General features: G+C 43.6%; 15 protein-coding genes. 6 read left to right on the plus strand and 9 right to left on the minus strand.

The window, feature by feature from the left end:
- Positions 1-40 precede the first annotated feature (40 nt).
- The 4 genes from KUL49_RS07095 (at position 41) to KUL49_RS07110 (ending at position 6,414) form a co-directional block, all read left to right on the plus strand.
- Positions 41-2,032, plus strand: coding sequence for an ATP-dependent DNA helicase RecQ (locus tag KUL49_RS07095; RefSeq protein WP_131136846.1), 1,992 nt, complete (start codon positions 41-43; stop codon positions 2,030-2,032).
- A 70-nt stretch (positions 2,033-2,102) separates the two neighbouring features.
- Positions 2,103-2,948, plus strand: a complete 846-nt coding sequence (locus KUL49_RS07100) for an SAM-dependent methyltransferase (protein ID WP_131136847.1) — start codon at positions 2,103-2,105, stop codon at positions 2,946-2,948.
- A gap of 14 nt (positions 2,949-2,962) precedes the next feature.
- Positions 2,963-3,169 carry a hypothetical protein gene (locus tag KUL49_RS07105; protein WP_014977183.1) on the plus strand — a complete coding sequence of 69 codons (207 nt, stop codon included), beginning with the start codon at positions 2,963-2,965 and terminating at the stop codon, positions 3,167-3,169.
- A gap of 77 nt (positions 3,170-3,246) precedes the next feature.
- Positions 3,247-6,414 (plus strand): response regulator, encoded by a 3,168-nt coding sequence (locus KUL49_RS07110; RefSeq protein WP_131136868.1) that lies wholly within the window; start codon positions 3,247-3,249, stop codon positions 6,412-6,414.
- Positions 6,415-6,523: 109 nt separating this feature from the next.
- On the opposite strand, the gene KUL49_RS07115 is transcribed toward KUL49_RS07110, so the two are convergent.
- The 7 genes from KUL49_RS07115 to KUL49_RS07145 all read right to left on the minus strand — a co-directional run bounded on the left by KUL49_RS07115 (position 6,524) and on the right by KUL49_RS07145 (position 18,678).
- A complete protein-coding gene (locus tag KUL49_RS07115) occupies positions 6,524-6,973 on the minus strand; it encodes a DUF3010 family protein (protein ID WP_131136848.1) in 450 nt (149 codons plus the stop codon).
- A 92-nt stretch (positions 6,974-7,065) separates the two neighbouring features.
- On the minus strand, positions 7,066-9,720 hold the full coding sequence (locus tag KUL49_RS07120) for an ATP-binding protein (protein ID WP_131136849.1): 2,655 nt from the start codon (positions 9,718-9,720) through the stop codon (positions 7,066-7,068).
- 363 nt (positions 9,721-10,083) lie between these two features.
- Positions 10,084-11,274, minus strand: coding sequence for a PQQ-dependent sugar dehydrogenase (locus KUL49_RS07125; RefSeq protein WP_131136850.1), 1,191 nt, complete (start codon positions 11,272-11,274; stop codon positions 10,084-10,086).
- 705 nt (positions 11,275-11,979) lie between these two features.
- Positions 11,980-13,677: a hypothetical protein gene (locus KUL49_RS07130; protein WP_131136851.1), complete on the minus strand. Its 1,698-nt coding sequence runs from the start codon at positions 13,675-13,677 to the stop codon at positions 11,980-11,982.
- Between the two features lie 20 nt (positions 13,678-13,697).
- Positions 13,698-15,680 (minus strand): patatin-like phospholipase family protein, encoded by a 1,983-nt coding sequence (locus KUL49_RS07135; RefSeq protein WP_131136852.1) that lies wholly within the window; start codon positions 15,678-15,680, stop codon positions 13,698-13,700.
- 265 nt (positions 15,681-15,945) lie between these two features.
- A complete protein-coding gene (locus KUL49_RS07140) occupies positions 15,946-16,839 on the minus strand; it encodes a PEP-CTERM sorting domain-containing protein (RefSeq protein WP_131136853.1) in 894 nt (297 codons plus the stop codon).
- Positions 16,840-16,920: 81 nt separating this feature from the next.
- Positions 16,921-18,678 carry an alpha/beta fold hydrolase gene (locus KUL49_RS07145; RefSeq protein ID WP_165477889.1) on the minus strand — a complete coding sequence of 586 codons (1,758 nt, stop codon included), beginning with the start codon at positions 18,676-18,678 and terminating at the stop codon, positions 16,921-16,923.
- Positions 18,679-18,851: 173 nt separating this feature from the next.
- Here KUL49_RS07145 and KUL49_RS07150 point away from each other — a divergent pair, with 173 nt between their 5' ends.
- Both KUL49_RS07150 and KUL49_RS07155 read left to right on the plus strand, forming a co-directional pair.
- Positions 18,852-20,030, plus strand: coding sequence for an alpha/beta hydrolase-fold protein (locus KUL49_RS07150; RefSeq protein ID WP_131136855.1), 1,179 nt, complete (start codon positions 18,852-18,854; stop codon positions 20,028-20,030).
- Positions 20,031-20,120: 90 nt separating this feature from the next.
- Positions 20,121-21,644, plus strand: coding sequence for a serine hydrolase (locus tag KUL49_RS07155; RefSeq protein WP_131136856.1), 1,524 nt, complete (start codon positions 20,121-20,123; stop codon positions 21,642-21,644).
- Positions 21,645-21,895: 251 nt separating this feature from the next.
- On the opposite strand, the gene KUL49_RS07160 is transcribed toward KUL49_RS07155, so the two are convergent.
- Together KUL49_RS07160 and KUL49_RS07165 are read right to left on the minus strand one after the other, a co-directional pair.
- A complete protein-coding gene (locus tag KUL49_RS07160) occupies positions 21,896-22,369 on the minus strand; it encodes a (2Fe-2S)-binding protein (RefSeq protein WP_131136857.1) in 474 nt (157 codons plus the stop codon).
- 3 nt (positions 22,370-22,372) lie between these two features.
- The gene (locus KUL49_RS07165; RefSeq protein WP_131136858.1) at positions 22,373-24,694 is read right to left on the minus strand and encodes a molybdopterin cofactor-binding domain-containing protein; all 2,322 of its coding nucleotides are present in this window, start codon (positions 24,692-24,694) and stop codon (positions 22,373-22,375) included.
- Between the last annotated feature and the right edge of the window lie 282 nt (positions 24,695-24,976).

Below are 24,976 nucleotides of genomic sequence, written 5' to 3' on the forward strand. Positions count from 1 at the left end.
AATAGTTAGATTTAAATCATTAACTACATGGATAAAAAGAATGTCTTCTACCCCTAATGTTTTGCAACAGCTTTTTGGTTTCTCAGCGTTTCGCGAGGGGCAAAAAGAGGCGGTGGATTCTCTACTTAGTGGGCATTCAACGTTAGCGATTTTTCCCACTGGCTCGGGCAAATCATTGTGCTATCAGTTTGTTGCTACGCAATTGCCACACTTGACCTTGGTTGTGTCACCACTGTTAGCACTGATGAAAGATCAGCTGGAGTTTCTTCATAGCAAAGGCATTGCAGCAGCCAGTATCGACTCTACGCTAACGCCCGAGCAGAACAAGCAAGTGATGAACGACGTGCGGTCAGGCCAGTGTAAAATTCTGATGGTGTCGGTGGAGCGCTTTAAGAACGAACGCTTTCGGCAGTTCATTGAGTCTGTTCAAGTAAGTATGCTAGTTGTCGATGAAGCACACTGTATCTCTGAGTGGGGCCACAACTTTCGCCCTGACTACTTAAAACTCCCCGCGTATCAGAAAGAGCTTAATATTCCGTTAGTACTTCTGCTCACAGCTACTGCCACTAAAAAAGTAAAAGAAGATATGGCAGCGCGCTTTGATATTGCGCCAGCTAATATTATCCAAACAGGGTTTTATCGACCCAACTTGAATTTGCATGTTCGTCCTGTACATGAACCATATAAAAACCAAGCCTTACTTGAAGAAATTCAAAAACAGCAAGGCGCGGGTATTGTTTATGTCACGCTGCAAAATAGCGCAGAAGAAGTAGCCCGGTTCTTACAGCAACAAGGGTTTGCTGCAAAGGCTTATCACGCTGGTCTCGACAGTGATGTAAGACAAGATATCCAGCAAGATTTTATGCACAATAAGCTTCAAGTTGTTGTGGCTACCATTGCATTTGGCATGGGCATTGATAAGTCGGATATTCGCTTTGTTGTTCATTACGACTTACCAAAGTCTATTGAAAACTACAGCCAAGAAATTGGCCGGGGTGGACGAGACGGTAAAGCCGCAAACTGCACGGTTTTAGCTAACCTTGACGGGCTAGTCACCATAGAGAACTTCGTTTATGGCGATACACCAGATAAAAGCGCCATTCAACGCGTAATAGATGATATCAGCGCACAGGCCCCCGCTCACATAAGTTCAGCGGCGCAAAATGATTCACCTACCAACGGCGAAAACAATGTTTACCAGTGGGAAACGCAAATAAATAGCTTATCGAGTGCCAGCAACATACGACAGCTTCCGCTTAAAACCCTCCTGGTACAGCTCGAACTCGCCAACGTTATTCGCCCTTTGTATGCCTATTTTGCTGAATATAAATTTCGTTTTATTTCAGAGAAAACCACCATACTTGGCCTTTTCTCAGAAGAACGGGCTCGCTTCCTAGACGCCGTATTCACTCATTCAAATATGAAAAAGGTGTGGGGCATTATAGATTTCGACAGTATTTATCAGCATTACGGCGCAGAGCGTGCCAGGGTGGTGGCCGCACTAGAGTATTTACATGAACACAATCATATTGAGCTTGCCTCACGCTTAATAACTGACGTATACCGCGTTGACTACGAAAAACTGCAAGCTGCCGATTTGGCAGAAAGGTTGGCTCGCTATTTCGCTGAAAACGAGCGCAAAGAAATAGAACGTATCGCCGCGCTGGTAGGCTTCTTCGAACTTAATACTTGCTTAAGCTATAACTTATCGGCGTATTTTGACGATTCCCAAGCGCCCAATGAATGCGGGCACTGCAGTGTATGTCAGGGAAATGTGGCTAAGCTCAGCTATTCAAACCCAATTCCCACACCGAACCCAGACCAAGTATCAGAGGCCATAGCAGCACTAAAAGCACATTTGAGCGGAAAATTTGATGGCCCAATCACATCATCTATTTGCTGTCGTTTTCTAACTGGCATGACCATGCCTTTGTTCACTCGATTTAAAGTGAGACAAGTAAAGGGCTTTGGTTCTTGTGAAAACTGCCGATACGCTGATGTGAAAGCAATGGTAGATGCTATAAATCAGTGAACGTAGCAAATACCCTAAATCTAATTTATAGTGTTGAGTGAATCACAATTAGCAAGTGGTAAAGGAAAATATGACGCTAATTCAGGGACAAGAACATACTCCTAAGGGATCGCTAGTTGTAGTTGGCACTGGAATCAGTGTTGCGGGTCAAATGACGATAGCGACCAAAAGCCACATCGAAAATTCTGACATTGTGTACATGGGGATTATGAACAAAATTGGTGAACACGTGGTCACCAATATTAATCCTAACAGTGTGTCTTTAGACGACCTTTATCAAGAAGGGAAATCTCGCGCTGTCACCTATGACCAAATGGCCGACCGCATCGTACAGTCAGTTGTTGAAGGTAAGAAAGTATGCGTGGCTTTTTATGGTCACCCTGGCGTATTTGTGACGCCTTCTCATGAAGCTATTCGCAGAGTGCGAGAACTTGGCCTTGATGCGCAAATGCTCCCCGGCGTGTCTGCAGAAGACTGCTTAATTGCGGATTTGGGAATAGATCCCTCTCGCTTTGGCTGTCAATCTTATGAAGCAACTCAATTTTTGTTTCGCGATTACCGCATTGACCCTCACATGACGCAAATCATCTGGCAAATAGGTTTAGCCGGAGAAGCAACGCTAAGCGTGTTAGATGCTAATCACAGTGGTTCTGGGCTTGCCATGCTTGCTGACATTCTGGCCGAGCACTACCCAGAAGATCACGCGCTGATTATTTACGAGGCAGCCACCCTGCCCCTTTGCGGGCCCAAAATACAAAAAGTGTTGCTTCGCGAATTACAGTTCGCCAAGCCAACATTAATTTCGACCCTAGTTGTACCCTCAATTGGCATGCCAGCATACCGTCAGGATCGTTTGGCGAAGCTAGGTTTAACTGAGCAGCAAGTTATTGACTTTAGATCTCCAAAAGTAAACTAAAAGGAAAAAACGACATGGCAAAGAAAACAATTGTAGATTTCTTGGTTGAGCTAGACAGCAACAGCAAACTAATGGATGCGTATAAAAAGGACCCTGTGGGCACTGCAGAAAAGTACGGTTTATCTGGTGAAGATCTTCAGCTAATTAAAGACCAAGACTGGGACGAAGTAGCCAAACGCTTTGATGATACAAGCAAGGCTACCCGCGTAATTAGCTACTAGTCGTAATCTTTTTAAGCTAGCTGAAGTAGAAAGTGAAGCGCCGTTTGAAATGCATCTTCGCTATCGTTTGTTTTACGATGGCGCTTCCTACTTTTGCGTTTTTAAAAGAACCACTTAACACCACATCATCAGTCACTACGCTAGACGAACTGAAACAGCGTATTCAAAACAACGATGAGTCTGTAGAAACCACATTCACCGAGCTAGGCTACTTCTTCGACGCCCATCCGAACGCTTTTCAGCAAGCCCGTTTATTCAATCTAAGAGCTTATAAGCACATTCTTGAGCAAGACCTTGTCGCCGGATACGAAACTCTGTTGGAAGCCCGCAAGCTTGCAAAAAAAGGCGGCAACACCATGGCGCTGGCAGAGTCTTTTCGCTTAGAAGGGCTAATTTTGGACTTGTCAGGTGAGCATGCTCGTGCACTCGAAGCGCTCAACAAATCCCTTGCTGCTTTCATTGAAGTAAATAGCGATAACGCCTTGCTTGTATATAGCGCTATGGGCAATGTGTACATGTCGCTGCAAAACTACGAAATGATGTTGCAGCTAGGTCAAAACTTCCTCGCCGCAGCCCAGCGTTTAAATGATAAAGAAAACAAAGCCATTGCTTACTTTTTCCAAGGTTACGCGCAAACAGAACTGGGGGACTATCAAGACGCTAAAATAAGCCTTCTGCTGGCAGAAGAATTGTTCAAAGAGGTGCACTACCCCTTTATTGGCATTGTTCATACCAAAATGGCTGAGCTACATATCGCCCAAGGCAATTTAACTGAAGCGCTAACCATGTTGAACCGCGCTGCGGAATCAGACCGCAAAGTTGGTTTTAAATACAACGAAGGGTCTAGACTACTGCGATTGGTCGACATCTATATTAAACGCAATCAAATAGACTTGGCTATTAGCGAACTTGAAGGTGGATTAAAAAAAGACGCCATAAAGAACGACAAGTCAGTGGTGCTAAGCATGTTGGAAAAGCTCATTTCACTACTTGAATCAACCAACAGTTTTGAAGCCGCATTAGAATATTCAAAGCTATACACTAAAACTTATGAAGAGAGTTTTAATGAACAGCAGTCAAGATTGTTAGCCCTTAACCGCGTGCGGCTTTCTATTTCCGAAAAGGAAGAAACTATCAAGCTTCTAGAGAAAGACAACCAGCTAAAAGAGCAGCGTAACCTCATACAGAAAAAGCAAAACACGTTTCAGCTGTATTTCATCGGTTTCGTGATCCTTTCATTGGGCTTAGTGGTTGGCCTATGGCTTAGAACTCGCCAACAGCGTAAGGCGCTCGATGCACTTACTCAAGACCTTCAGAAAGCAACAAAAGCAAAATCTGACTTTCTTGCACGCATGAGTCACGAAATTCGCACGCCGCTTAACGCCATTATTGGCCTGACCAAGCTTTCGCAGCGGGCTGCAGAAGATAAAGATCAACAAACGAACCTTATTCAGATAGAAGGCGCGTCGCAAACCCTACTAAGTATAATTAACGACATACTCGACTTCTCGAAAATAGAAGCGGGCAAGCTTGATATTGAATCGACGCAATTCAATTTAGACGCGCTAGTAAACCAAACCATTAGACTGCATTTAGGGCGCGCTGAGGAAAAGCACATAGAGCTTATTCAGCATATATCACGTGACGTACCGTTAAACCTCATCGGCGACCCGTTACGCATACAGCAAATTCTAAGCAATTTAGTTAGTAACGCTCTTAAGTTTACCGAGGACGGACTGATTTCGGTAAGCGTTAGATGCACGCATAATGTAGAAGACATTCAGCTTGAATTTGAAGTTAAAGACACAGGGATTGGGCTAAACAGCACGCAAAAGGCATTGCTATTTCAACCATTTAACCAAGGTGATGAGTCTATATCTCGTCGATACGGCGGCACCGGCCTAGGCTTAGCAATATGTAAGCAGTTAGTCACATTAATGGGCGGAGAGATTTGGGTTGAGAGCCAGCTTGGAAAAGGCGCAAGTTTTCATTTTACCGTAACCGTTAAACAGGATGCTTCCCAACAAATTGTATCGCCGTCTAAGCAACTTTCGTTACTTAAGGTGCTTATTGCTGATGACATTGGCGTGTCGCGCGACGCTATTATCGAGTCGCTATCGGTAGCTAACATTAAAGCAGATGTTGCGACCGGCGGTAAAGAAGCCGTAGCCAAAATGCGTGCTGCTGTGGGAAACAGTGCGCCTTACGACGTACTTATTTTAGATTGGAATATGCCTGACATTGATGGATTGGAAGTTGCAGCCATCATGAAGCAGGAGTTTTCAATTAAGCCACCGAAGGTGATAATGCTGTATGCATTCGAGTCGCCTCATATGCGAGAGCAGGCTAACCAACTAGGTATTCGAACCTTCATTAAAAAGCCTTTTAGCACCAGTGAGCTTGTAGATAAGCTACAAGAGCTTTGCTTAAACGTGAACACAAGAACCCTACCAGCAGATGCTGCGCCTGTGCCTAATCTGCGAGGAACGAAGATCCTTTTCGCAGAAGACAATACGCTGAATCAAAAAGTAACCCTTGGCCTGTTAAACGACACCCACGCTACTATTGAAATGGTTAGTAACGGCTTTGAAGCCATAAAAGCCTTACGTGAAGATAACAGCTACGACGTGGTATTGATGGATATCCAAATGCCCGTTATGGACGGGTTAACAGCAGCTAGAAAAATCAGAGATGAGCTGAAATTAACTTTGCCGATTATTGCCATGACGGCTCACGCCATGCAGCAAGACATCGACAAGAGCCTGGCGGCGGGCATGGACGGCCACATCAACAAACCGGTTGACCCAAACCGCTTCTTTGACGTGCTTGTTGAAGTGCTAAATAAAGGAAAGTCGACGGCGACCACTGAAGTAACTGGCGGGCCATCGGCAAACACAATACCGCTGAGCTTTATAGATAAATCTCAAGCCATGCAAGCAATGTTAAATGACGAGACTTTGTATAAAGAGTTACTTAATGACTTTGCAGCACTTAACAAAGAGCTAGATAACCTTCGAAAAGCCATTGATGAAAAAGACTATGCTTCTATTGTTCGTATAGCGCATATCTGCATAACTGCCCTTCGGTACATTGGCGCTTACGCCTTAGCTGAGCTAGCTGCAACGATTGAGCTAACGATAAAACGTAATGAGCATGGAAGCGTAGCTGGTTTTAGCGATCAGTTAGAAGCACTTTACACAGCATTGGTAGAGATGAATGCGAAAGTTGAGGGAATGGTGAAGTAAAGCCTTTCAGGCTGGGAGAAGATAAATTAAGAAAAACAATGCCCGCACACTAAATGCAGGCACAATTAAATAAACTGAAAATAAACGTTGAGCTAACCGCTCCCGATTATTACTCGTCTGACTCTTGCGACGCATATTCATTTTTCATAAGCCACGCGTACGCCGTTGTAAAAGCGGTTTCCTGAAACTGTTTTAAACCCGTGTCAGAAAATGGCACTGCAAGCGGATTTTTACGTAGTGATTCTTTAATATCCGTTGGGCTAAATACTACAACTTGAAGCCCTTCAATCAATTCAATGGCAGCCTCTAACTTGAAGCCAATTGCACTACCTGCAAATTTACCTTTGCTTTGGCGCTGACGAATTATCACTGCATCAATTTTGTAGTCTTCTACAAGTTTAGCGAAGGTGCTTTGGAAGTTCTTTAGCCCCTTCGCACTGGTATCGGCAAGCGTTAAACGGCGCGTACGGCAATCTGGCAAATGAAACAATCCGTCAGCCAGCGACACCAAACTAACAATTGCTTCATTACCTTTTAAATCTACACCACAGACTTTCATATTTATTCCTAATTACGTTTGTCCGGCATTATAACGCGTTTCACAGTATTTGAGTCATTCAGTCGGTAAGCTTCAACCTATTAACAGATGTTTTAGCTTAGTACCGACTGAATTGTGTCTTTTGACAAGGGCTTCACGAAATGCTGATCGAAGCCTGCCGCTTGGGAGTCCTCTACATATTTCTCTGAGCCCCACCCGCTTTGAGAATAAAACTTAACATTCTCTGATTCAGGTAAGGCTTTCAGCATTTTAACCAGCTCATAACCGTCAATATCTGGCATGCCGATATCAAGAAATACGAAGTTAGGTTTAAACGCCTTGAATTCAGCGACAGCCTCTTTAGGAGAAGTAATACCTAAGGCAGTCACTCCCATAGACTCTGCTAATAAACAGTATGCATCGATAAGATCGGCATTGTCGTCAACGAACATAACTTTGGTTTGGCTTTGAATAGTTGGCTCAACTTCCTGATTGTCAGACTGCTCATAAGCCATTTTAGAAATGGGAAGTCTAACTTCAAAGGTACTTCCCCGGCCTAATCCTTCACTCATCACCGACACATCACCGTGATGCAGCATTACAAGTTTACTCACCAACGTAAGCCCTATTCCCAAACCGCCTTTAGTGTGTGTCGAGTGCGCCTCAATTTGGGTGAACATATTAAATACGTCTTTAAGCCTGTCTTCAGGTATCCCCATGCCGTTATCTTTAACAGCAACGACAACCATGACACCTTCCTCTCTGATATCTACAGTTATCCTTCCCTGCTCACTCGTATATTTAGCAGCGTTGTGAATAATGTTTGAGAATATCTGACTTAAACGCGCTTTATCGCCATAAACCGTCACATCTTTTTCAAGATAATTTACGGTTATATTATGCTTTTTCGCTTTTACCTGCTGATCAACAATTTCAAGGGAATCTGACAGCACGTCTTGAATACTCAGTTTTTCAAACTCAAGCTTGACCTTACCTCGCGTAATACGCGATACATCCATCAAATCGTTGATAAGTTTTGACATGTATTCCGCTTGGCGATTAATAATAGCCGTCACTCTTCTACGCGTTTTATCATCGTCAACCGTTTCTAAAATACTTGCGCCAGACATAATAGGTCCAAGCGGATTTCGCAATTCGTGAGCTAACGTGGCAAGAAATTCGTTTCTGTAATTATCTTGTTTTTCAAGCTCTTGAATACTGATATGCATGCGTTCTTGCACATCAAGTGCATAAACAAGAAACATCCTGTTCAGGCGATTGGCAGTATCAACATCCGCCTTATCAAAACTCGTTGAGCGCCCTTTTATAGTGCGGGTATGAATAGTGAACGAAGCTCTGGGTTTAAGTCGCTGAGCTTTTGGTGCATCTTCAGACTTCTCATCTTCAGCGCCAATCCACTTTTGGACGCGATGGGTTTCCTTCCTGAACCAGGCGGTAAAGTATTGCTTCTTTTCAAACAGAGGAATAATCATTATGCCAGCAATACCGTACTGTCGTGCTTCTGGGTAATCGTCATAAAGCGCGTCGTTGGTATATGGGAATCCACCCTGGCTGCTTGCTTTGGAAAAGATTTCCTTGATGAGTTCTATCGGTAGAGTAGAACCGAGGGTAATGGTCTCGTACTGAGAATAATAAACAAACCCTGAACTATTAAGCGCTTCCAAAAATGCTTTTTCACCACTTTTAACTACACGACTGATAGGATTTGCTGGACCTATTCTGTCTAGCATGGCATCAACTGCTTCGTCAGTTGCATACTTCTTATGCTTTGCAATTTCCTCTTCTTTCGCCAATAAATGCCAGCTAAATAGCTGACTCAGGTTTTCGCACTGAAGCCTAACATCTTGTGGAATATAAATAGGCTTGCGATGGTGGCAAGAAATTAGCCCGTAAAGCTCGCCGTCCGTTACTAAAGAGATCGAAAATGAAGCCCGCAAACCTTGGTTTCTAATGTATTGAAGATGAATAGGTGAAAAGGTTCGCAGCAGCGAGCGAGTGAGATCCAGTGGTTCTCTGCCTGATTCTTCAATCGATGGAACTAGCCTTGCAGGAGGTAACTCAGTATCAGGAGTTAGTCTTACCCAGTTAGTTTTGTAAAGCGCTCTAGCCTGTGCAGGAATATCTGACGCAGGAAAGTACAAGTCTTGATATGAGTCCATATCATCGGCTTTAGCTTCTGCGATAACTTTCCCTGAGTAGTCATCATTGAATTTGTAGAGTACTACCCTGTCCATATTTGTGAGATACCGAATGGTCGAGACCATTTCTTGAGCCATCTCTCTTAGTGACGTCATTTCTTTAAAGCGCGGAGCAATAGACATAGCATAGAGTTTGATAAATTGCTCTGCGCTATAGGTATCTCTGAATTCAGTTGCGGGCTCTAGCTCAACAACATAGTTGTGACCAGAATCATAAACCACCGCCAAATAATCTATCGCCGCTCCTTCCTCTAACATCGAGGCTTTTAAGTGAAGCTTAATAGGCAGCCTAATTTTGGTTTTTGTAACCCTATCAAACGTCTCTTCAAGAAATGCCCTTTCATTCGTGTCTGATGAGAGTATTTCTAAAAAGTGTTTACCAATGAGCGGCTCAGTGAACACTGACTCGCAGTTGTCACTGACAATCGAAATCTTCAAGTCCTTGTAATTAAAAGCAATAAGAAAACCATAACTTTGTATACTTTCGGGAATATGTATTGGCTCGTCTTCGCAACGTTCAAAGTTAATGTTTTTGGGGGGCTGTGACATGAGGATCCTGAGGTTCGAATAGGTTAACTTATACTTTCGTCTAAAGAACAACGTATCACATCGCTCAACGGGTTGATACTAAACTCCTCCATTGTTTGCGCATGGCGTAAAGGTACTTGCAGATACACCTAAAACCATTTGCGAAACCGTCTTGTTCTTGCAACACATTTATCCTTTGGGGTGTAAAAATGTGGCCCAACTTAGAAAAAACGTCATTTAAAAGAAAAAGGCTTTAAAAAGTCACTCAAGAACAAGACTCGACAAAGTTATCGAAGCTTGAGAGCACACATTATCGTCACTTATCGATGTGCATTCATGTGCCCTCAAAGCCTATGTTTCAGCTTCATTCTGCTTACATAGCGTCTAGTTTAGTGAATTGAGCTTTATCAGCCTTCCGCCTTCTTTATCTTCAAGCACATAGATATTGCCCTTACTGTCTTGCTCAACCTCGCGTACTCGCTTGCCCCATTCATAGCGCTCTGCTTCTTCCACCTTCCAGTTGCCTTCATCGTCTTTATTAAATGCAACTCGAACCAGCGCTTTTGAAGACAAACCGCCTATAAAACCATTTCCCTTCCAGTCACTAAACTTATCGCCTTTGTAAATGATAAAACCGGCAGGACTAATGGCAGGCACCCATGCCAATTCAGGCGACTTAAAGATGGGGTAGTCTTCGTGGTTAGGAATTTTCACGCCTGAGTAATGGTCGCCCTGCGACACTGCTGGATAACCATAGTTGCGACCTCGTTCAATAATATTAAGTTCGTCGCCATGGCGCGGCCCCATTTCATGAGCCCATAAATTACCTTTCTCATCAAAATCGATGCCTAGCGGATTGCGGTGACCTAATGTCCAGATTTGTTCTGTTACATCGCCTTGACCGTAAAACGGATTATCTTCAGGTACGCTACCGTCGTCGTTTAAGCGCAGCACCTTACCTAAGTTCATCGCCATGTTTTGTGCTGGCGTGAATTTCTGGCGCTCACCCGAGGTGATAAATAAATGGCCATCAGGTGAAAACGCCATGCGGTGAGAGTAATGCCCATTCCCCGTCACCTTCGGCGACTGACGCCAAATTAGCTCTCTATCAGTCAGCTTCGCGCCACTATCAGATAAGGTAAGCGTGGCTCGTTCTATCACCGCACCGCTGAACGCATCGTCTTTTTCATCTCGTTCAATGTACGAAATATAAATAGTGTTATTCGACGCAAAGTCAGGGTGAATAATGACATCACCTAAACCGCCTTGCCCGCGCGCAGTAACACTTGGAACATTACTAACAGCAAAACGCTTCTGCTGGTTTTCATCAAGCAGCCATAGAGTGCCAGCTTTTTCCGTTACCAAGCTGTGCCCGTCTGGCAAGAATGTCATGGCCCAGGGGTTATCGAAGGACGCCTGAACATTACCCGTTACAGTAGTGCCCTTACTGCCCTTCATTTCAATTTGTTCAGATGTGTTCGACTGAGCAAAGGTAAAAAAAGAGGTGGCAAAAAAAGTAACCAATAGTGCGGCTTTCCGACTCTTGCTGGTTTTGTGCGTGCTTGTTGTTTGCATTAAGTTCTAGCCTTTTTGAGGGTTTGCGTACTGCTGGTTGCACGTTAAGACGTTAATTGCACGTAAACGGGCGGCGCAAATGGTTTCAGTTAGCATTGGTTACGTAGATTTAATTAAACAGGTTTATATTATCGACTTGGTTTCGCTATTCGTGTTTTTGAGTTGTGCTCGCTTTTCCTAAACTTTCTTTAATGCAGCGACACTTTACTAAAATACCGCCTATGTTATTTTCCAAGAAGTTTTAGCAACGAAGATAAGGAGGTGATCATATGTCTAGAGTTAAGGTATTTGAACAGGCAGCTATGAGTGAGGGTCGTTCTAGCTAACCCCTTTTACGCAATTGCTCTATAAGGCTGCCTAGTCAGCCCAGCTCGGAAAGCCGCATCACGTTGCTGATTGCGGCTTTTTTACTGCCTTGACTTCAAGCCCTTGCTATGAGCCTTATCCCATTGTGAGCATTTTTAAAAACAGTTAACCAACTCTTAGCTTGTCCGATATTATTATTCACTCAAACCGTCTTTCTCATTTTCAATTAGATATCTTCAATATCCGAGATGAGCTGTTTCAAGTACCGTTTTTAACAACTCCACATCAAAAGGTGATGTTTTTAGCAGTAAACGTAAACGCACTGGCTTCAAATAAAAAGAGCCAGTACGCAGTCTATATGTCTTTCAATAATGTGCACTAATTTAATAGGTTAGGGTTCTAAGGGCATGTCAAAGTCGCTGTGTTTATACTCGCCCCAAAAACATCAGTGACTGTAAGAGTTGGCGCATTACTGCTTAGTGGGATAATAAGCTTGTCACCTTCTACAGAGAAAACTAAAGACTCACTATTAAGAGTAACATCAGCAACCTGCTTAACGGTATCGGCTGTTAGCGTTATCGTTACGGTGTTTCCTTCACCATTGCTATCTTTCACACAGCTTGCACTAGGAGTTCCGGTGAGCTTATCTGCAATTAGTACGGGAAAATGTACAGCGTTTGTCTGTTCTGCCAGCTGGTAATTGACTTGAAACAGGCCTTTATCAGGCGTAAAGCTTGCGTGGGTTAACTCAAAACAAGACGTGTCTTTAGAAGAGGTTACTTTTGATACACTGTGCCCAGCTAATGTGTCCATGTACAAAATAGCTTGGTTTTCATTGAGCTCTATGTTTTTAGTGTGGCTCATACACAATGAACTTTTACCTGAGCCATTCAGAATAAAGTGTGTGCCATTACGACTGAATTTGGAAGTAAGCACAATTTGTGCATTGCCTTTTTCAACTTCTTTCTGAATCTTCTCAATGCGTGCAGTCATTGCTTTCATATTTTCAACGGTAAGTGCGTTTGGATTACGCAAAAGCTTGTTAATTTCCTCTTCTGTTGGGTAGAGGGCACGCCTTGCAGTCCAAAGTGATGGATCCCCACCTTTAACCACGCTGAGTCTTAACCATGTTTTGTCCAAAAAAGGAACGAACTTTGCTGGCTTGCCGTTAGTTTTATCAATTCCTTTTATTAATCCACTATTACTCACCGATACGTCATCAGGGATAAACGGGCTAAGCGAATCAGAATCGGGAACATCTGTTGTCGCTTTAACGACAGCAGTAGGTAGTGCCATCACAATATCAGTAACGACTCCGGGTCCATTCGTGGCAGAACCGTTTTTAAAATTACTGAAATAATCCCAACAGGTGCCAATTCGGCACGCTTCCTGTTTGACTATGACTAACTCACTGTCTTTAAGTGGGAGAACTCTTGAATTAGAGTAAGTCTTATACTTTTTACTACCTGCGACGAAATCTAAATCTATGTCAATTACCAAGTCATTTTCATTTGTCCGGATAAGGGTTTGCGCTATTTCTTTCGCTATTTTTATCTCGCCAAGAGTGACAGGATCAGCCAAAGCTAAGGCAGAAGCCGAGCCAGCGATGAACTCGAGCATAGCGGCATTATTTTCATTCTCTTCCAAGTCATACTCATAAACCTTCAGATTCATAGTGAGTAAGTCGCTCTCCATTTTTTTGGGCCCATATAGCGCTTTATTGAGAAGAGGAGCTCGTGTTGCATCAGCAATATTATTGTAGGGTCCTAATATTTTAGTAATTGTATCTTGGGTTGTACCGGTAACTGCCTCGGTGAACTCAACAACAATAAGAACTTCATTTATTCCCCCCCAGTCTTTTAGATATCGTAGGTAGGTATCCGTTAGATAAATAGCGAATACATCATCACCAGATGAAACTCCACTTTTATCAGTTTTAAAGACGGTATTTTTGTCATTAATAAGTTGCTTAGACTGTACTAGAGGAGAGGTTAACCTGTCGCCATCTCCGACTTTATGTACTGATATCGTTCCCAAAGGAGCCGCACATGCCGTTAGCATTACTATCAAGAATGCAATAAGTGACTGTTTTTTCATTTTCCTTGCCTTTATTGTATTTATTCACACGTTACTAGTGGTTTTAAACTCTCTACTTCTGTATTTAATGGATTCATTGCCAACTCTCCATCTTCAGAGATATTGAGTCGCTCAGCGATAAACTTTCCTAGATCTCTATAAGCGTTGTAGATAGACACAGTCATCTCTGCTGATGTTCTTATGGTGCTGTGGTTGGGAAACACCCCAGAGTGATTAGCTTCACAGTCTTTATACTGTTTTAAGTAATTTTTCTCGATGAACTTTGATACCGAACAAGGGTATGCTTCTTTATCGTCGCAATTTAAAGCTAGGCGTTTTGGCACAATGCCAGTTTTGATGAGCCAGAGTCTGATGAAGTTGTTTTTCTCATCCTTATCAATAAAGCCGGGAGTAAACCCAGTAATAGTGCCATAATAAATATTTCCCATGGCATTCAGTGGGTTAGCTATTGCACTTAAAACCGGTTTACCATTTACGTCTAATAGTAGAATTGGATTATGTTCTTCGTTAAAGAGAGTCATATTCAAGTTATGTTCTTCGAGAAGCATGCTTGCAAGATTTTTCAACTCCAACCACTCTCCCTTATCATCTTCACTCGCGTCCACCATAATAATGTTTTTCACGCCACGACGAATCAACGCATAAGCCCCTGTATGCTCAACATGTGCACCGTCGCTCAAATATATACTGCTAGCCTGCCTAGGTGATTCGATTTTTGGAAAGCAATAAAATGGAATTGGAAGTAACGTTCGCCAATGACTCGTGGGTGAATCAGGGTGGTAATTATCTATTTTCTCACCCAAGTTCAAATTGGCCAAATGTAAAGCTCCAGCCCCAATAGATGATGCGAACATACTGTATTGGCTATCCATAGCTGCCCCCGAAAGCTGTACAACGTCGGACAATGTGAGGTTTGAATATGGCTTATCAACAAAACCATTTCTGTCTGAACCATAGGACACTGGAGTGAATTCAAATACTCTATCCGTTTTGGTCTTAGGCGTATCAAAACCACATACGTTTCTATTCAAGTTTGACGCAGTATTTAAGATCCAAAACGGCATTTTGCTGCAGGAATTACTTTTTCGATTGTAAACAAAACATTTTTCCGTACTTTCTTTGTAAGCTTTCTGTAGTTCCTCAAAAGTAATGTCTTCTGCAGAATAGTTGTCCATCCAAAGAAAAGCCTGGCTATTCTGATATACCTTTGTGTCTACGCGTCCGCTTGTAAGAACTTTAGGATGTAAGCCAAATGCTCGCTCTATACCAAAGTTGTATGCGCTTTTAACGGGTGAAACCTGCACATTCCAATCGAATATCGTATTGGCAACATGATGAACAGGCAGGCTCACTATATGAGCAGACAGAATACCCGCGTACTCCATGATTTGAATGGTATTCACTTTTAACCCGTTGATAATACCGCTACTACCATCTTGGTAGTAATTGAGTAGGTCAGACTGCTGAGCTATCTGATTTTGAAAGCGATATTGAGACGTCGAGCGGTCAGAGTACCCCTTGCAAGTGTTATAAAAGTGATTCTCTGTATTTTTGTAGAGAGGAAAGCCATCTTTTTCAGAGGCGGGGTAGCAATCATTGAAGAATAGAGAACTATCCACTTTTGGTTCAAATAATTCCTTCTCTAGAGATATTCGTTGAGAATGATATAAGGAACTTACATACCAATAAGCAGCATATCCTCCACCTGAAACAGTTGAAAGGTAGTCAACCTTGGGTAAAATTCCTACTTCATTTAGCCCAGACAGCACACCCACACTAAAACTTGCGGAACGCATTCCTCCACCGGAAAGGCTGACCCCTAAATTTGGTGAGGTATGCTTAAATTCATTGGCAAAAATCTCTTGCTTTTTTTCCTGATTAATATCGGATATTTTCATTCCGACATGTGAGACATCTTCTTTGGGTGAGATAGAACAGCCTGACAAACAAAGAAAGAAGAACAGAAAACAATAAAACTTTATTTCAACAGTCCCTTTGATCATAAAAGTATTCCAAAAATATATAAGTCACTTTATATAGCTGGCAATTTGTTCTCGCAAACTTCAGAGTTCCAAAAGCATCCAATTCACGTTATACAAAACACACTGCCGTCGTTTAAAAAGCAGATGTCTTAAAGAAGAGACAGCAAGTTCAAAAGGCAGTGGTAGACTATATAACGTAACGCCCAATACAAAAGTACATTTTTTAACCAAAAAACCAGAAGAATTATTCACCATCGCTTATCACCAACAGCCAAAAGGCGCAACGCTACCGCTGCCTGACGCCAAGCAAGGCCCTTTTTCTAAGCGACATTACAAACAAACTGAGTGCGAACGTAGCTAATGCAGATGGCTCTGGAACAGTACCAATATTCTGTTGAGTTGGGTTCTCGTCAATATTGAGATGCAATGTTGCTTTGCTCAGAAGAAAGTCGCCTTCTAGTGCACTCATAGAGTAGTTCAACGTACCATTCGCACTCATATCACCTAGAAGATTATTAAGAAACAAATAGGAAGAAGTATCTCTGCTCCAGTCTCTATCTTCTATTTTTTCATATGAATTGACTTGTTCGTATGCGCCATCCGAGCTGTATCTTGTCCTTGTGGTGTAGGTTCCACCAAAAAAGGGGTTACTGTTGCGAGTAAGAGCGGTGTATGTCCCTGGACCGCCAACTTTTTCATAGCTTCTATCATCCCGCGAGTAGCTAGTACTATAAATAGAACCTGACGCATCGCCTGTTGTAGACTGGCTGGCATTGTCTGTGGTTGCTATGGCAGTGAATCGTTCTTTTTCAGAGCTTCGCTCAGTGACTGAATAGTTATTGAATGTTCGCCTTACATAATCAGAACCGAAGAAAGGGTCCACCCAATACCAGCTGCCCCAACCTGTGCGATTCTCAACAAAGCTATCTTGCTGAAACCCAGCGTCATTGCCGTCATCAGAAAACTCGAATCGAATGAAAGCGCTATTGATTTCAAACGGTGAATTGAACAGCGAACTATCAAGTAATGACGTTAAATCAAAAGAACTGCTAACTGACGAGCCGTTACCAATGTAACTTCCCGAAATACTATTGTCTTCAAAGGTAAGTAGCCCAGCAGATGCAAATTGAGCAAACCCCGAGAACAGTAAAGAGGCACCGAGTAGTTTTCTGCATTTCATTGTTTTAGTCCTTTACACAAATTGTCACCAAGCAGTGTAAAAAACAACCTATAAGCTAGGCATCACCCAAATAGGTGAAATTTACTTTTTCATGCTATTTAAGTGGTGAGATAGAATATCTCTCCATCGATGGTAAATAAGAAAATGACCATAGTCCTTCGTCGCTTCTAATTTTCCATTGGGCAGTGTGGCGGCGAGTTTTCTTGCAAGCTCAATGTTTACATGACAATCTTCTTCACCGTGCCACAAGTTAACGGGCATAGAAATGTTACTGACCGAAAAATGCCATGATTCAGAAAACAGTAATTGTTCTTCAGTAAATGCCTTTGGACCCTGCTTAAAGGCCTGAGATAAGGCCAATTGAAAGTTATCAAGTAATTCGGGTTCGCAAAGTGCTTGCTGATCGGTTTTACATAATTTTGCGTGAATATGATCTAAGTATTGCTCAGGCTTTTTCACTAGCCCCTTGGCCATCAAGGTAGTGAGTTTAAAGACGGCGCTGGGTAGCTGAGTTGCTAGTTTCACAAATAACTTGTTAGCAGGTGATACACCATACATTAAGTTAATATTGTCAAATGGCGTCACACCGCTCACACACGTTACCGCCGATAATTTTTCAGACAACTCGTGTGCGCACGCCAGCGCATAGGGGCCACCACCACAAAAGCCGATGACAGAAAACATGTCTAAACCCAAATGATCAGCTAACTGTTCGATGTCAGCTGGCCAATCCAAAATTTTACGGGCAGGAAGTGGGTCAGATAAACCAAAGCCTGGCCTATCGGCCACTATTACCCTTACACCCAAGTCTTTAGCGATGCTATTGTTAGGGTGGCTTTGCAAACGCGACCCAGTGGAGGGATGAAACACAAATACAGGGACGCCTTTTAAGTCTCCAAACTCGGCATATCCAAGCTGACGCCCGTCAAAAAGTACTAACCGCTGATGCAATTCGCTTCGCTTGTATTCATCTAAATTGCCTGCTGTGCTGCCGCTAGCCTGTTTCGGAGTCTCTAACATGAGTGGACTCGTAAGCACTAGTCTGACTAAATCTGCTTGCCTGCTTGTCGCTGTCTTTGAAAAAATAGATTTCAATTGGGTACGCAGAGTATTAAGACTTACATGTCTAGTTTTCGAAATATCCCCAAGAGAAGCACCGGATACTATCTCATTTACAAGCTTCACTTCTGCAGATGTTAAGCCAAATATTGCCCGCATATTCTCCGCGTCTACTTTTGGAAGCGTATCTGCACAAGCCACCATCAGTAGGAATCGGTTTGATGCTTCATGCTCTCGACTAAGCAATACAGACATTGAAGATGCACCATGTTCGTCTGCTATTCGAATACTCATGGCCGAACAGCGCGTCTGCCCACTGCTCATGTCGTTAATGGCGTTTTGTAACTCCCTCTGCGCTTTGAAGCTTTTCAATCGTAGTTCGTCTTCAGCGCTATAGAGATGTGAACTCTTCAGTAAAAGAGACGCTCCCGAGGTATTGCTGTCTACAAGCCTTAAGTTTGCATCAACAATAAACGTAGGAACAAAAAAGCGCTCAAGCAGGGCTTGGTGCGTCATTTTTTGCTGAGTAGTCGCATCTACGCTATCTGCAATTTGAATAGCTCTGTCTAGGTGAGAAAGAATAGAGAAAAGTGAATTTTTGTCGCTTTCGTCAAAAGACTTAAGCTGAGTTACGGAGCCGCTTTGATTTACTCTCGAAAAAGAGTGCAGAACTGACTTTTCAACATCGCCAAGCTCATTAACTAAGCTGGACAACAGTTCCGGCCACTTCGTGGGCTCAAGGGCAGCGTCATAAATAAGTCCTACTAGATTGTCATCCATTACAGAGCCTTTGAAATCCATCTATTTTTTTATACTAGCACCATGATTAAAAAATAACCACGACGCTTTGACAAGGCTGAATAACTATGACAGCTTACACTCATTGTGTATGTCACTGATTTTTCTGTAACGCGATAAAATTAAAAGAAAACAAAAAGAATAAGGAAATTCAAATGTATCAAAAGCTTGTCTGTGTTTTTATCTGCGCCTTACTTGCTTTTAGCCTTAGCTTTCACGTAAACGCCAAAGTACGTGGCGAGGCCGTAGTTACAACAATAAAGTCAGAAGTTTTGAATGAGTCGCGAGAACTGCTTATTCACTTACCTAATAACTATTCCCGCTACAAAGACACCACCTACCCAGTTTTATATTTGCTAGATGGACAGCGTAATTTTGCCCATACCGTAGGCACGCTTGATCTGCTCAATCAGTCTGGAATGGCGCAGGAAATGATTGTTATCGGTATTACCAACACCGAGCGCACGCGAGACTTCACACCTACCTATGATGAAAGCTACAACCAGTGGGGAATATCTGGTGGTGCCGACAACTTTTTAGACTTTCTAGAAAAAGAGCTAAAGCCATACGTAAAGGCAAACTATCGCACTAATAACTACGCGATTGTTTCTGGGCATTCATTAAGCGCACTTTTTACCTTATACGCACTGCAAGAGCGGCCTGAACTGTTTCAAGGTTACTTCGCATTTAGCCCAAGTTTGTGGTGGCACGACGAAGTGATATTTCCAGAGGCAAAAGCGTTCTTTGCGTCAGATAGCGACCTTAACAAATATCTATACATAAATATGGGTAACGAAGATGGAAACATGCTAAGCGCATACGAACGTTACGTTGAACTGCTAAATAGCAGCGAACGAAAAGGGTTTATCTTTGACACGGAGCTAGACACATCTGAAAGCCACAATACGACTGCGCTTGCAGGTATGAGCTTGGCGCTTCAAAAGCAGCTAAATTCGTTACGCCCAACAGGTGCGATAATACAAGAAGGTATTCCTGCGGTAGAGCAATACTATAAAGACCTTTCTGCAAAATACGCTTTTGGAGCAAAGCCAGAATATAAAGCCGTAAACCACGCGGGTTATGCGGCGTTAAACAAACAAGACTTTGACTCTGCCATTGCAATTTTTAAGAAAAATATAGCTCGCTTCCCTAATAAGTCTGACGCCTACGACAGCCTGGCAGACGGTTATGAAGCTAACGGCGATTTAGCCATGGCACTTGAAATGCGAGAGAAAGCGTTAGCAATGAGCTATGAAGAAAATGTTGAAAATGGGGCTTTTAAAACACGGCTGGCTAACTTACGACAGAAAATTGCCGAAGGTACAGGTGACTAACTATTGAGCGCCTGATTTAGCATATTGCTAGCATTGAGCGAATATTAATAGAAACGTACACTGGACGTTCATAGTAATGGAATACACATAATGAAAACAAACATCACCTTCGCCTCTTTAGCGCTTTCGCTTTGTTTAGCTTCGTTATCAGGCTGTGCAGAGCCTGAAACCCTGCCCGCTTCTCCCTCTTCGCCTTCCTTCCAAGCCGAAGAATCAAAAGAAGCCAACCTTTTGAAAACTGGGCTAACTGAACGCATTCGAATTGAAGGGCAAGAGGTTGATTACCAATATTTGGAGCAAAGACAGGCGCACTACAAAGTGCCTGGTGTGTCTGTCGCGTTTATGAGAAATGGACAACTTGCTTGGACCATGCAAAGCGGCGTTAAAGATTTAACCACTGAATTGGCTGTTGATGAAAACACGGTGTTTCAAGCAGGAAGTATTTCTAAACCTGCATTTGCAGCAGTATTGATGAAATATCGCGAAGATAACCCGCTAGATTTAGACGCAGATGTTAATACCTTACTCACCAGCTGGCAGTTACCTGAACATGAATGGTCAGGGCAAGACGTTGTTTCTTTACGCAGGTTGTTAAGCCACACGGCGGGTACCACTGTACATGGCTTTCCTGGTTACGCGGCGGGCGAACCAGTACCTAACTTGCAGCAAGTGCTAGAAGGTGTAGCCCCTTCCAATACAGACGCGGTTGTTGTTGATCTTCAACCAGGTACACAAATGCGCTATTCAGGTGGCGGCACTACGCTCGCTCAACTTACCTTACAGGACTTAGCTAACGAGCCTCTGCCATCTATGTCGCAACGGCTTTTATTTAAACCTTTAGGCATGACACGTTCTGGCTTCGAACAGCCCATATCGACCAACTTATCAAATAATATGGCTACGCCGTACGACGGTGACGGCTCGCCAATTAAAGGTGGCGCGCATACCTACGCCACGCTTGCAGCAGCAGGCATGTGGAGCACGCCCTCAGACATGTTGAAACTAGCAAGCGGCGTTCGTAGCGCGTACTTAGGGCAGAAAAACGACTGGATATCGCAAGCCACCGCGCAGGTGATGTTAACCAACAATACGCCGAGTATTCAGCCGCCCAATGTTGGTATCGGCTTTTTTATCAACATGAGTGAAGATGGAGACATTCTTGGTTTTGGCCACGGAGGCGCAGATGCTGGATTTATGTCGCAGCTTTATATTGAGCTAGATACCGGCAACGGCTACGCCATTATGACTAACGGCAACAACGGTAGGCAGTTGATAACTGAACTAGAAATACGCTTAAAAGAAGCGTTGGATGTTGGCTACTCCGAAGCTGAAACTAGGAAGTTAGTACCCATAAGCCAAAAGGAGCTAAGTAAATATATTGGAACCTATGTGGTGACCAACCCCGTGAATGTTGATGTAGTGCTAGAAAAAACAGCCGATGGCTTTGTGCTTAACGCGTTACCCTATGTTGAAAACGAAGAATATTTTCATGAAGGGGGCGGACAATTTTTTGCGAAGAATGGGAGTAGCATTCATTTTGAGGTGGATGAAGAGAACGGGCTGGTTAAAGAACTTGTTATGGATGAGAGGATTCGGGGTGTTAGGGAAGAATAGATTGTAGGGTGTGAGCTGATACATGCCCCTAATCCTTTTTGTTCCAGTTACCACCCTTAGTATATTCTAAGCTAGACGGCTGCTATTTACGTAAAGCAGCCCTCCAATTAAAAGCAGGTGAAATTCCTGCAATTCGCTTTAAGCAGTCTACAGACTACCAACCCTATAGGCGAAATACTCAGGTTAGTTCTGAGCTTATACAAATTAAGGTGTCCTTCTCAGCCCCGCCCGTTTTCCCAAAAACTAGCTTCTTATGTCGTCTGCTGAATCAAAGCTGCAGCATGTTTAATGGCTTTTCGAATTCTATGATAGGTACCACAGCGGCAGATATTGTCGCTCATAGCTTCATCAATGTCACGATCGTTGGGATTGGGATTAGACTCCAATAGTTTGACGGCGGTTAAAATTTGCCCAGCCTGACAAAACCCACACTGAGCGACATCTTCGTTTATCCATGCTTCTTGCACCGGATGCAGAATATCATCGACCGCAAGCCCTTCAATAGTGGTTAGCGATGCACCTTCCACTTCTTCCATCGGAACAATGCATGGGCGGGCTAGCTCACCGTCTTTAAAGATAGTGCAAGCGCCACACACGCCAACACCGCAACCATATTTTGGGCCAGTAATACCAAGTCGATCACGCAAGAGATACAGAAGCTCATCATCGTTTTCAGCGTCGATAGAAACCGGGTTATTGTTAACATTAAATGTAATTTGTGGCATAAATTAACCCTCTGGATAGAAGTCACGAAGTGGAAAACGACGTGGTGCGATACCCGTCGCCCTGGCAAATGCGTTGGCTATCGCCGCTGCCGCCGCAGGCACTACCAACTCGCCTGCACCTCCCGGTGTTTCTCCGTTAGGCGGCATAAAGTGCACTTCAATTTTTGGTGGCGTGTTGCGCATTCGAGCAATCTCAAAATCGCCATAACTGCTCTCGCGTATTGCGCCATTGTCGAGGTGTAAACTGGTGCGAATCATATAGGTAATGGCATCGGTTGCCGCACCGATAACTTGCGCCTCTAGGCCGGTTGGATTCAATACTCGGTTCACATCCAGCGCAACAACAATCTTAGTGACTTTACATTCTTTCTCCGGATTTTTGAACGTTTGTAATTCAACAAGCACTGCGGCTCGAGACTTATACTCTTTATGTAACCCGAGGCCCTGGGCACGTCCTTTTTTCATTCTCCTTCCCCACTTGCCCTCTCGAGAAACTTTCCGCAGGACAGCTTTGGAGCGCTCATCATCAAGCATTTGTAATCTGAACTGGCATTCGTCCTCGTTCATTGCGCGTGCCAATTCGTCAACAACTATCTCGTTTGCGACGGCAGCTGTGCCGGAGTAGATGCCGCGCCAAGAGGAGGTTGGCACAACGAATTTTTTTTCGTTTAGCAGCAAGGAAGTTGCACCAAACTTATATTGCACTAGTTGCGTTGAGTGCCAGACTGTCTGGCTGAAAGCAGCGGGAGCTAATTCTCCTCCCAATGCAGTAATACCGTCGCCAAAGCCATGTTCGAGGTCCAATTCAGCGGTCGCAGCGCGATGGTCAAACGACAACACTTTTTTGCCTATTAAAAAACCTCTAGTGTAAGTCGCTTTTACGTTGTGCAAGCTGAGCGGTCGTGCGCGGCCAAACTTTGTGTCGTCCTGTCGGGTAAACATAAGTTTGATGGGGCGGTTTACAATTTGTGAAATACGCGCGCCTTCAACTGCTGCATCAAAAAATAAGCGACGGCCAAATGAGCCGCCGCTCTGAATTACATTCACCTCAACGTCAGTGGGTAAGACTCCAAGTTCACGCGCAATTTTGGCTTGTGCTGCAAGTGGCGTCTTGGCGCCAGTCCATACCCTGATCTTTGAGCCGGTTGCATCAGCAACTGCTGTCATGGTTTCCATAGGGGCATGCGCCAAATAAGGAAAGATGAACTCGCCGCCAACCGAATCGGTAGCCAGAGGAATTTTAGGTAAGGTTGGCAGGTTTATCGCACGTAACTGCTCAATGACCTCGGCGTCAGATAGATGTTCGGCAGCACCCTCACTCCATGTAATATTAAGTGCATCACGCGCCCGAAATGCTTCGCCAAAGGAACGCGCAACAACGGCCACGCCAGAGGAATTTGCATCAACATCCAACGGAACTTCTTTGATGGCAAGGACGCCGGGCAGGCCTATTGCCTCAGAATCGTCATACGTGATCACGCAACCACCTAAGCTGGGTGGCCTAGCGACCACAGTGGGCATCGCGTCTGGTATGTCGAGATCCATCGCGAAATCTAGTTTGCCGGTAACAATATCGCGCGCGTCAGCCCGCTTTTGCGGCGTACCAATAATTTTGTATTGTGACGGATCTTTAGGCTTTGCCAGTCGAGCTGCATCGTTGCGTCCCTCAACACCTGCGGTGAGCTCAGAGTAAGCAATGCGGCTGCCATCGTTATCAATTGCAAAGCCATTTTCTGTACTAATTTCGTTCACAGAAATCCCGAAATGCACTGCGGCTGACAATTTTATCTTATGTAATAGCGCTGCCGCGACCTTGCGCAACGGATCCCAAAGAGAGGTTACTGCGTGAGAGCCCCCTGTAATTTGACCAGTCGCTCGTCTGATTTCTGCCGGAGATAAAGTCGCATCAATGGAGGACATTTCAACGTCCAGCTCTTCGGCAAGAATCATCATTGCAGCAGTTAATATACCTTGCCCTACTTCCATTCTTGGAAGCTCAAAACGGACACGGTTATCACTCGTTATCTTAATTAAATAATCGTAGTAGAAAGGGTCACCGGAGATAAGCAAAAGATCTGTTAAATCCAGTTCATCTGCAAGTTCCGGTATTCCTAACAACCGGGCGTTGGCATCCTGAGTACGTATAGCTCCGCTAGTTATATGTAACGCAACGGCAAAACTCGACCCCTTAAGCATGTAACCAATAAACTTTCTTCGTCCGGTGTTTTCTAACTCGACAATGTGTTCGTCATCACTAACGGATTGATCATGTTTCTGTGAGGAGGTAGTCGTCTCTATTTGTTCTGCATGGTTGCTTTTTGTCATAATTTCTCCGTTTCAGATCAAGACCTTCAATCGTTAACTTAAGCTTAAGAAAATTCGTTTATTTAACGTAGGTATTTGCAGATTGCTAAACAAATGTTAATAAGATGCTAACACTGCGTACACTTTATTAAGCATTAATAATAATTAATACTAAAGTAGGGGGATCCCCCTATTGTAATAGCGACTTTACTCACTGCGAACGCGATTTTCTTTACCAAATCAACAATATAGAAATCTGAGACCAGGACCGAAGTTTAAGGAAATTTTCTAAATATCCGCTCC

Source organism: Alteromonas sp. KUL17 (assembly GCF_006538305.1).
GTDB lineage: Bacteria > Pseudomonadota > Gammaproteobacteria > Enterobacterales > Alteromonadaceae > Alteromonas > Alteromonas macleodii.